The organism is Asanoa sp. NPDC050611 (genome assembly GCF_040654855.1).
Taxonomy (GTDB): Bacteria; Actinomycetota; Actinomycetes; order Mycobacteriales; family Micromonosporaceae; genus Asanoa.
Window position 1 is genome coordinate 1 of record NZ_JBFAIU010000326.1, and the last position, 8,538, is coordinate 8,538.

General features: G+C 69.5%; 9 protein-coding genes and 1 pseudogene. 2 read left to right on the forward strand and 8 right to left on the reverse strand.

Going from position 1 to position 8,538, the window contains the following annotated elements; translation table 11 throughout:
• Positions 1-82 precede the first annotated feature (82 nt).
• Both AB0H87_RS33475 and AB0H87_RS33480 read right to left on the reverse strand, forming a co-directional pair.
• Positions 83-931: a YwqG family protein gene (locus AB0H87_RS33475; protein WP_360154915.1), complete on the reverse strand. Its 849-nt coding sequence runs from the start codon at positions 929-931 to the stop codon at positions 83-85.
• 253 nt (positions 932-1,184) lie between these two features.
• Complete coding sequence (locus tag AB0H87_RS33480; RefSeq protein WP_360154918.1) at positions 1,185-2,120, reverse strand: oxidoreductase; 936 nt, start codon at positions 2,118-2,120, stop codon at positions 1,185-1,187.
• A gap of 82 nt (positions 2,121-2,202) precedes the next feature.
• Between AB0H87_RS33480 and AB0H87_RS33485 the strand changes: the two genes are divergently transcribed.
• Positions 2,203-2,787 carry a TetR/AcrR family transcriptional regulator gene (locus AB0H87_RS33485; RefSeq protein WP_360154921.1) on the forward strand — a complete coding sequence of 195 codons (585 nt, stop codon included), beginning with the start codon at positions 2,203-2,205 and terminating at the stop codon, positions 2,785-2,787.
• 203 nt (positions 2,788-2,990) lie between these two features.
• On the opposite strand, the gene AB0H87_RS33490 is transcribed toward AB0H87_RS33485, so the two are convergent.
• Positions 2,991-3,941 carry a helix-turn-helix transcriptional regulator gene (locus AB0H87_RS33490; protein WP_360154924.1) on the reverse strand — a complete coding sequence of 317 codons (951 nt, stop codon included), beginning with the start codon at positions 3,939-3,941 and terminating at the stop codon, positions 2,991-2,993.
• A 103-nt stretch (positions 3,942-4,044) separates the two neighbouring features.
• Between AB0H87_RS33490 and AB0H87_RS33495 the strand changes: the two genes are divergently transcribed.
• Entirely contained in the window at positions 4,045-4,479 is a 435-nt protein-coding gene (locus tag AB0H87_RS33495; RefSeq protein WP_360154927.1) for a VOC family protein, read from the forward strand.
• Between the two features lie 50 nt (positions 4,480-4,529).
• Here AB0H87_RS33495 and AB0H87_RS33500 read toward each other — a convergent pair whose 3' ends face one another.
• From AB0H87_RS33500 to AB0H87_RS33520, 5 genes and pseudogenes are all read right to left on the reverse strand, one after another.
• The gene (locus AB0H87_RS33500) at positions 4,530-5,552 is read right to left on the reverse strand and encodes a carboxypeptidase regulatory-like domain-containing protein (RefSeq protein WP_360154930.1); all 1,023 of its coding nucleotides are present in this window, start codon (positions 5,550-5,552) and stop codon (positions 4,530-4,532) included.
• Between the two features lie 173 nt (positions 5,553-5,725).
• Positions 5,726-6,871 (reverse strand): epoxide hydrolase, encoded by a 1,146-nt coding sequence (locus AB0H87_RS33505; protein ID WP_360154933.1) that lies wholly within the window; start codon positions 6,869-6,871, stop codon positions 5,726-5,728.
• Positions 6,872-6,911: 40 nt separating this feature from the next.
• Entirely contained in the window at positions 6,912-7,289 is a 378-nt protein-coding gene (locus AB0H87_RS33510) for a VOC family protein (protein WP_360154936.1), read from the reverse strand.
• 264 nt (positions 7,290-7,553) lie between these two features.
• Positions 7,554-8,330: a hypothetical protein gene (locus AB0H87_RS33515; RefSeq protein WP_360154939.1), complete on the reverse strand. Its 777-nt coding sequence runs from the start codon at positions 8,328-8,330 to the stop codon at positions 7,554-7,556.
• Positions 8,307-8,444, reverse strand: a pseudogene (locus tag AB0H87_RS33520) (nickel-dependent hydrogenase large subunit); the annotation flags it as partial. The gene AB0H87_RS33515 and the pseudogene AB0H87_RS33520, both read right to left, overlap by 24 nt.
• Positions 8,445-8,538 lie beyond the last annotated feature (94 nt).

Genomic DNA, 8,538 nt, shown 5'->3' on the forward strand with positions numbered 1-8,538 from the left:
CCCGCCGCTATTTACTGCCCGAATCGGTCTGACGTTGCCAGATGTCCGGGGTGGCCGCCGCACCACAGGTATCCCGTTGACGTCAGCCGCACTGCCAGGTGAACACCGCCCGGTCGAACTCGCGGGCACGCAGGTCCGCCGGCCGGATCAACCAATACAGGGTGCCGACGTCGCCCCAGCACATGTCCGCATCATCGTCGCTGTCGATCTGGGCGAGCAGCGTCCAGCGCTGCGCTTCCTCGTGTATGGCGCTCCCGGTCCAATCGGCACGGCCGCCGAGCACGATCTGGGCGGCGTCCACCTCGACCGGCCCCTGGACCGGGTCGGCATGCCCGCCCACGCCGTGCCAGGGCCGGCCCACCAGGTCGCTCAGCGCCCACGCGAACTCATCTCGGTTGCCGTAGTCGTTCATGAATGCCCGTTGCTCCGGCGCCAGGTCCGCTATCGCCGCCCTGAAGGCCGGATGGTCCCAGTCCGGGCCTGTGACGATCGGCTCGGCCGTGAGCGCCACCTCGCGGTAGCTGGAGACGCCGCTCGGGGTCGAACGCGGCGCGGTCGGCACGCCCGCCGGCACATAGGTCACCCGGGCCCCCGCCTGCGTTTCCGGCGCCCACGTTCCGACCACCTCATCACCGTCCCGATAGAAGAACAGCAGCGTGCCGTCGCCCGGAAAGGCGATGTCCAGGGACTCTGACGGGAGGCTGCCACAGTCGATCGCGGCGACGAAGCCCAGCCACCCTTCGCCCTTCCACCGCGGCCAGCCGACGTCGCGCGGAAGCTCCGGCAGGCCACCGAGCCTCCCGACCACCGACTCGCTGGGCACGGCTTTCCGCAACCACAGACCAGGACGGAGCAGCCCGATCCACCGATCCGCCACGGGATCCGGAAGGTGTCGACGAGCCACCGCGACAAGATCAGCGTCCAACGGCATCGCCATACCTTAGGCGGGGGCCTCCGCGGATTCAGCCCTACGGGCGAGGAGTTTCCGAAAGCGCGCCTAACCAGGTTGGCGGCGGCCCGCACCGACGCGTCGCGTCCCGCCGGCCACGCGGCAGCGGACGGGCTGACCGTGCCGGCACCGCGATCATCACTGGGGCGCCGGCTTGACGCTGTCGGGCCGGGGTTGGACGTTGCCGCTGTCCTCGCGATATCGGCCGGACAGCCGTTTGGTGCCTCCAGCTGTGTCAGGTGGTCTGCAGGCGCACGCCAGTCAACGTTTCGGAGACATTCCACAGTCGCCGTGCGAGGTCCTCGTCGTGAGCAGCTCTAGGGGCCGGCACGATCGTCGGGTAGCCGCTGAACTCTCTCGGACCGTCCGGTCCGATGTAGCTGCCGGCGGGCAGGTCCGGGTAGGTGGCGGCGTAGAGGATCGGTAGCGCGCCGATCTCCATGTCCTGTGCGCCGATCCTGTTTATCAGTGCGGTGGTCAGTTCCATCAGTCTGTTGCCGGTGTGCCTCGCGGCGGCGCCTTGCAGGTTGGTCGCGGAGAAACCGGGATGTGCGGCGTAGCTGGCGACCTGCGGCAGTCGCCTGCCAAGCTCGAACGCGAACAGCAGGTTCGCGAGCTTCGAGTTCGCGTACGCCGCCTTCTTGTCGTATTCGCGCTCCGATTCCAGGTTGTCGAAGTCGAGGCGACCCCTTTGCGCAGCGATGCTCGAGACGGTGACGACGCGGGATCCCGGCCGCTTCGTCAGCAGGCCCGCGAGTCGTCCGGTCAGCGCGAAGTGTCCGATGTGGTTGGTCCCGAACTGCAGCTCGAAGCCATCAACCGTCTTGCGGTACGGAAATCGCATCACGCCGGCGTTGTTGACCAGCAGGTCCAGCGAGTCGTACCGCTGCGCCAGGCCCTCGGCGAACTGGCGGACCGAGCTCAGGTCGGCCAGGTCCAGCCCCCGCAAGTCCAGCGAGGCACCCGGCACCACGTTCTTGATCTCGTCGAGCGCCCGCGCACCGCGTTGCGGATTGCGCGCCGTGAGTACGACATGCGCGCCCGCGCGGGCCAGCTCGCGGGCGGTGACCAGGCCCAGCCCGCTGTTGGCTCCCGTCACCACGACAACGCGGCCGCGCTGGTCGGGGATCGCCGCGGCAGTCCACCTCATCGTGCTCATCGTCCACTCCAATCGCAACGCAACGGTGCGTTGCGCGGCCCGGCAAACTTACCGCCTGGAGGAGGCGCACCGCAACGTGGCGTAGCGTGTGACCGTGGCAACCAGCATCAGACGGCCGGGCGAAGGCCCACGCGACGCCACGGCCATCTACCAGGCCACCCTCGAACTGCTGCTCGAGAACGGCTATGACGGTCTGACCATCGAAGGCATCGCCGCCCGGTCAGGCGTCAACAAGACGACGATCTACCGCTGGTGGTCATCCAAGGACGAACTGCTGGCGACCGCCTTCGTCCGGACCCGCGCCCTCAAGACCGCGGCGCCAGACACCGGCAGCCTGCGCGGCGACCTGTTGGCCGTCACCACCCATGTGATCGAACTGTTCGGCGACCCGGAGGGACAACGGATCGTCCGCGCCGCCCTGAACGGACTGGACCGCAAGTCCGGCCTGGCCGAGTTCGTTCGCCAATCCACCGCCGAGGGCCTCGCGACCGAACAACCAATCTTCACCCGGGCCATCGACCGGGGCGAACTCGCATCGGACGTCGACCCAGCGACAGTCATCGACATGCTCGCCGGCGCAGTCTGGTACCGGGTGTTCATCCGTCAGATACCACTGCCACCAGACTTCGCCGAACGTATCGTCGACATCGCGCTGGCCGGCCTTACCCCGCCCGCGTAGCCGGGCGGCCCAAGTCGACCAAGGTGGTTCGAACGCACAGGACGACGACATGAAGAGCGCCGTCCAGGCGGCGCTCTGCCGGGACCGGTCGCAGCCCGGCGGTTCCTCGCCTGACGTCGCCGCGGAAGGCTGATGCGGATGAAGCAGCGGGGCGATGGATTCGAGGATCTGGTCGTCGGCGACGCCTCGCTGTTCCGCCAGCATTATCCGAGGCTGTGGCATCTGCTCCACGCGCAAACCCCGGTCGTGGGGGAAGGCTCCCCCGGTCGCAGCGGGCCGCCAGCTGGCGCCTCAGTCGGCGACGGGGCTGGGCACGCCCGACAGCACCGCCAAGCGGAGTTTGTCTCGTCCTCCGTGTCCGGGGCCGCGGTCAGGATGACGATCTTCCGTTCTCCGTCGCCGTCGGTCATGACATCGCAATCCACTGCCATCGGTCCGACCAGCGGGTGTTGGATGATCTTGTGGTCCTCGCTGTGTGTCCCGACCGCGCCCGAGGCCCACAACGTGGCAAACCGTTGGTTGCCCGCATTGAGTGCGTGGATCAGGTCGTTGAGGCGGCGGCTGGTCGGGAAGCGTCCCGTGGCGCGGCGCAGGTCGGACACGATGGCGGACTCGATGCTGTCCTGGGCCAAGGAGGTCACGGGCCAGTGCGACAGGCGCGGACCCCCGCCGTCGACCGGGAAGGTGTCGCGAGCGAAATTGCGCAGCCGCTGCGGCGTTGCCGCAGGGTCTCCCAGGAGCGCCGCCCAGCTGCGGTTCCACCAGATCAGCTGCCAGTCGGCGGCGAAGACCGCGGCGGCCGCGTCGCCGAGCCGGTTGACAAGTCGGAGCACACCCGGCGGGACGTGGTCGGAGATCTCCCCGTCGGCCGGCGGGACCAAACCGGCCAGACGATAAAGATGGTCACGCTCGGCGTCGGTCAGCTGTAGCGCGCGAGCGAGCGCGGCGACCACCTGGGCGGAGGGGGTTGTCGTGCGCCCCTGCTCCAGTCGCACGACGTAGTCGACCGAGATGCCGGCGAGCTCCGCAAGCTCCTCCCGGCGCAGGCCCTTCGCCCGGCGCGCGTGCCGGCTCGGCAGCCCCGCCGCCGCCGGCGACAGGCGGTCGCGCCATGCGCGCAACGTCGCGCCCAGCGTCGTGTCAGAGGTGGTCACAATGTTGATTCTCGCGCGTGCCCGTCAACGCAGGGTGGTAAAGGTATTCCTACCGTAGACCCGTCCCTGGTTGCCGCCTCGATCGTCGGCGAGCCTCGGTGGCATGAGCATTTCCTTCTCCCACGACCACGTCGGCATCAGCGTGACTCCTGACGATCTCGAGGCCACCATCGCGTGGTACGCGAGCAAGCTCGGCTTCACCGTGGACCGGCGGTTCGACGCACACGGCACGACGTTCGTGTTCATGGTCGCCGGCAACGTCAAGATCGAGCTGCTCGCCGGCGCATCCGACCGCGACGGCGCGCCGACGACGAACATCCTGACGAGCATGGATCCGTCGCGCCTGCACCACTTCTGCGTCGCCGTGCAGGACCTCGACGGGACCGTCTCCCAGTTGCGTGACCGTGACGTGGAGCTGATCGGCGGGCCTATGCAGGTCGCCCAGATCGGTCAACGCCTCGCATTCATCACCGACAACCTCGGCAACATCATCGAGCTCGCCGAGCCCGGGACCTCGCGCCCCGAGCGCGACAGCTGACCACGGCGACGATCCGAATGCCACCCCCGGCCTCAACCGCCGCAACAGTATCAGCGGGCCGGCCCGCCGTACGGGTCGTGGCTGAGCTGCTGGGTGCCGCCCTGTGGAGGCCCGCTGAACCCGTCCGCCGGCAGCCTCAGCACCGCAGTCGGTGCGTCGCCCATGCCGGCTGCCGCCGGTGCCATCAGCTGAGTCGCCGCGTCCGGAGCCGGCGTGGCCGGCGTGATCCGGCGGCGGATCACCATCAGGGCCAGTGCGCCCACGCCGGCGGCGACCAGCAGGCCGCCCAGGACGTACGGCAAGGAACCGCCGCCCTCGTCGCTGACAGCTTCGAAGGCCGGGGCCGCGGCCACGCTGGTCTCCGGCTCGGGAGCCTCGTCCACTGGCGCCGGTGCGGTGGGCGACGGCGACGTCGTCGGCGCGGCCACGGTGGCCAAGGTCAGCCGCACGCTGGCGGTGCGACCGGCGGAGCCCTGTACGGTCACGCGCTTGGTGCGATAGCCGTCCATGGCCGCGATGACCGTGATCCGGCCCGCTGCGATCGTCTTGCCGGCACCCGACTTGATCGAGAACCGGCCGCTCTGGTTGCTCGTCGCACGGTATTCGTGCCCGGCGCTGTCCCGGACGGTCACGGTCACGCCGGCGACCGCCTTGCCGCTGGCGTCGCGGACCAGGCCGGACACGCCGTCCACCCCGGACGGCGGCTTGTCCGCACCGGCTTGCGGCGCGCCCGAGCCGTGAATGGTGACCATCTTGAAGTCGTAGCTGTTCTGCCCGCCGAGCCGTACGCCGACCGAGATGTTGAGACCGAGCGTCTCCCCCGCGTTCACCTGGGGCGCGACGACGGTGGCCTGGAAGTCCTGGCTCTTGCCGGGCTTGAGGTTCGGCTCCACCCGGCAGCCGCTGGTGCATTGCAGGCCACCACCGACCACCACGACCGCCGTTTCGGCCTTGCTCCCGGTGTTCGTGACGCGGAACTGGACGCGTACCTTGTCGCCGGGCTTCACGTTCTCCGCCGACACGCTCAGGATGCTGACGGGTGCCGGGGCGCCCACCGCGGGTGCCGCGGACACCGCGACCGTCCCCCCGGTCAGCGCGATCAATGCCGCAGCCCGGGCCCATCGGGCACGTAAGCGCGTCGTCACTTCCTGCCATCCTCTCGACCGGCGGGCGACATCGGCTGATGACACCGCTGGACACTATGCCCTGCCCTGGGTGGGTTGCGCGACCCGCGGGCCCAATACCCCTAGAACCGATAGGGGCGGAAGAACTCGCGAAGCTCCTCGGCGTACACGGAAGGCTGCTCCATCGGTGCGAAATGCCCGCCGCTGGCATGCTCCGTCACGCGCACGGTGTTGGCGATGCGGTCGAGCCATGCGCGGGGCGGTCGCACGAGATCGGCGGGGAACAGCGAGAAACCCGACGGCACCTCGACCCGGCGGGCATGCTGCGCGGGCGGGATGGCGCCGTTCGCGCGGTACATCCGCATCGCGGAGCCGATCGTGCCGGTGAGCCAGTAGATGGTGACGTTGGTGAGGATCTCGTCACGGGTGAAGGCGCGTTCGACGTCGCCGCCGCAGTCGCTCCACGCACGCAGCTTCTCCACGATCCACGCGGCGAGCCCGGCCGGCGAGTCGTTGAGGCCGACGGCGGCGGTCTGCGGCTTGGTGCGGTGCATCGCGGCGTACGCGCCCTCGGCCGTGGCCCAGGCGCCGGCGGCATCGAGGAAGTCGCGCTCCTCGGGCGCGAGGTCGTTCCGGTCGCCGAGGTGGACGGGCAGGCCCACGTCCATGCGGTGCACGGCGACGATCCGGTCAGGATGGTCGAGGGCGAGGTAGCGGCTCACCCCGCTGCCGATGTCGCCGCCGGCCGCGGCGAAGCGCGCATAACCGAGGCGGCTCATCAGCTCGGCCCACATCCCGGCAACCGCGATGGAGTCCGGCGGTGTCCCGACAGGCCGGTCGGAGTAGCCGTAGCCCGGCATGTCCGGCACGACGACGTCGAAGGCGTCAGCGGGATCTCCCCCGTGCGCACCGGGATCCGTCAGCAGCGGGATGACTTTGGTGTACCGCCAGAAGGAGTCGGGCCAACCGTGACTGAGGATCAGCGGAAGCGCTGTCCCGGCGGGCGCGTTGGCGCGGGCGTGGACGAAGTGCACGCGCTGGGCGCCGAGGGTGGTCCGGTAGCGGGGCAGCCGGTTCAACGCCGCCTCCTGCGCGGGCCAGTCGAAGCCGTCGGCCCAGTAGGCGGCAACGTCGCGCAGGTACGCCACGTCGGCACCCTGCGACCAACCCGCGTCCTCAGGTGCATCCGGCCACCGCGTCGCCCGCAGCCGCACACGAAGATCGTCCAGCGCGGCGGCCCCGGTGCTCGTCGTAAACCCTCCAGGCATGATCGATACGGTACGGGACCCAACGAGGCGCACTTGGTTCCTAGGTCGGCTGCCTTACGCAGAACTCGTTGCCTTCCGGATCGGCCAGGACCCGCCAGCCGTCGTGCTCGGACAGCACCGTGGCGCCCAGCCGGAGGAGTCGCTCCAGATGAGCCTCGTCCTGGAGCCGTACATCGACATGCATGCGGTTCTTCACCGTCTTGGGCTCGGGAACCTCTTGAAGGAAGAAGACCAGGGAACCGTCCGGGGAGTCGATGGCCACCGTCGGATCGGTCTCCGGTGTCAGGCCCATGGAAGCGAGCCGGGCGACTTCGGCCTCGTCGTAGGGCCGGATCCGCCAACCGAGCGCGACCTCCCAGAACCGCGCCAGGCGCGACGCATGACGGCAATCCAGCACGATCTCCACGAGGTGGCTCATCCGACGAACGTTACTGGTGCTGCTCGGACGCAGGACCGGCTCACCGAACCGCGCAGAGTGCGGTCACCTCGTCCGGGTCGGTCTCTAAGTGGTCGTAACCGGGCGGGACACCGACGCCTGCGTAGGACACGTCGCCGGCTCGGCGGTCCCCGCGGGTCGCCGCGGCGCCGCGTGCTCAAGTTCGTTGCCCGTCGCTGAGGCGGCCGTCGGTCGAGCCATGACGAGCCGCTGGTGCCGGTGGCGCATCCACATCCGCGCGGCCTGTTACAGGTCGTTGCCGGCGTACGAGAGGTTGAAGCTTTTGTTGGCGAGCGGGAAGTCGGGGACGATCGTGCCCGCGAGCGCAACGGGTAGGGCTGGCCAGTTGAGGAAGGACGGGTCCACGATTTTGACGCGGGTGAGTCGGCGGTCTGGTCTGATTTCGACGCGGTGCACGATGGTGCCGCGCCAACCTTCGACGATGCCCACCCCGGATGCTGCCGGGTGATCGGTGTTGGGCCGGCCGGTGACGGTGCCGGGTGAAACGGTGCGGACAATGGCGTCCAGCATGGCGAGCGAGACGTCGATCTCGGCGGCGCGTTGTTGGTAGCGCGCCAGCACGTCGCCGGTCGTTTGGGTGGGGATCGTGAGCAGGTCGGCGATGGCGCCGGAGGGGTGGTCGCGGCGCGCGTCGATGGAAACGCCGCTGGCACGGGCGACGTAGCCAAGCGTGCCGAGATCGTGGGCCTGCCTCGTCGTCAGGATCGCGGTTTCCGCGAAGCGTTCGGCGACGAGGCTGTTGTCCAGGGCGAGCGCGACGACCTCGCGGATGTCGGCGCCGATCGCGGCGAGGTGTGCCGGGTCGGGGATGCGGCGCAGGGCGGCTCCGCCGAGGTGGACTCCGCCGCGCAGGAGGCGGTGCCCGGTGGTCTCCTTGTTGAGGCGGAGGAGGCTCTCCTTGATACGCAGTGCGTGGGCGTTCAGGATGCTGTGGCCGACGTCGTTGCAGAGGGCGCCGATGTCGCCGATGTGGTTGTAGAGGCGTTCCAGCTCGAGGAGGATCGCGCGCATCCGCTGGGCTTGGGTCGGCACCTCCAGCTGCAGGGCGTCCTCGACCGCTTGGACGTACGCGAGGGTGTGACCGACGGCCGTGTCACCGGAGATCCGCTCGGCGAGTGCTTCCTTCTCACCCCTTTCCCGGCGAAACTAGCGTCGCGACTCTCCGCCCACCGCTGTCACGCACGGGGGAGGGCACGCATGGATCCGCTCG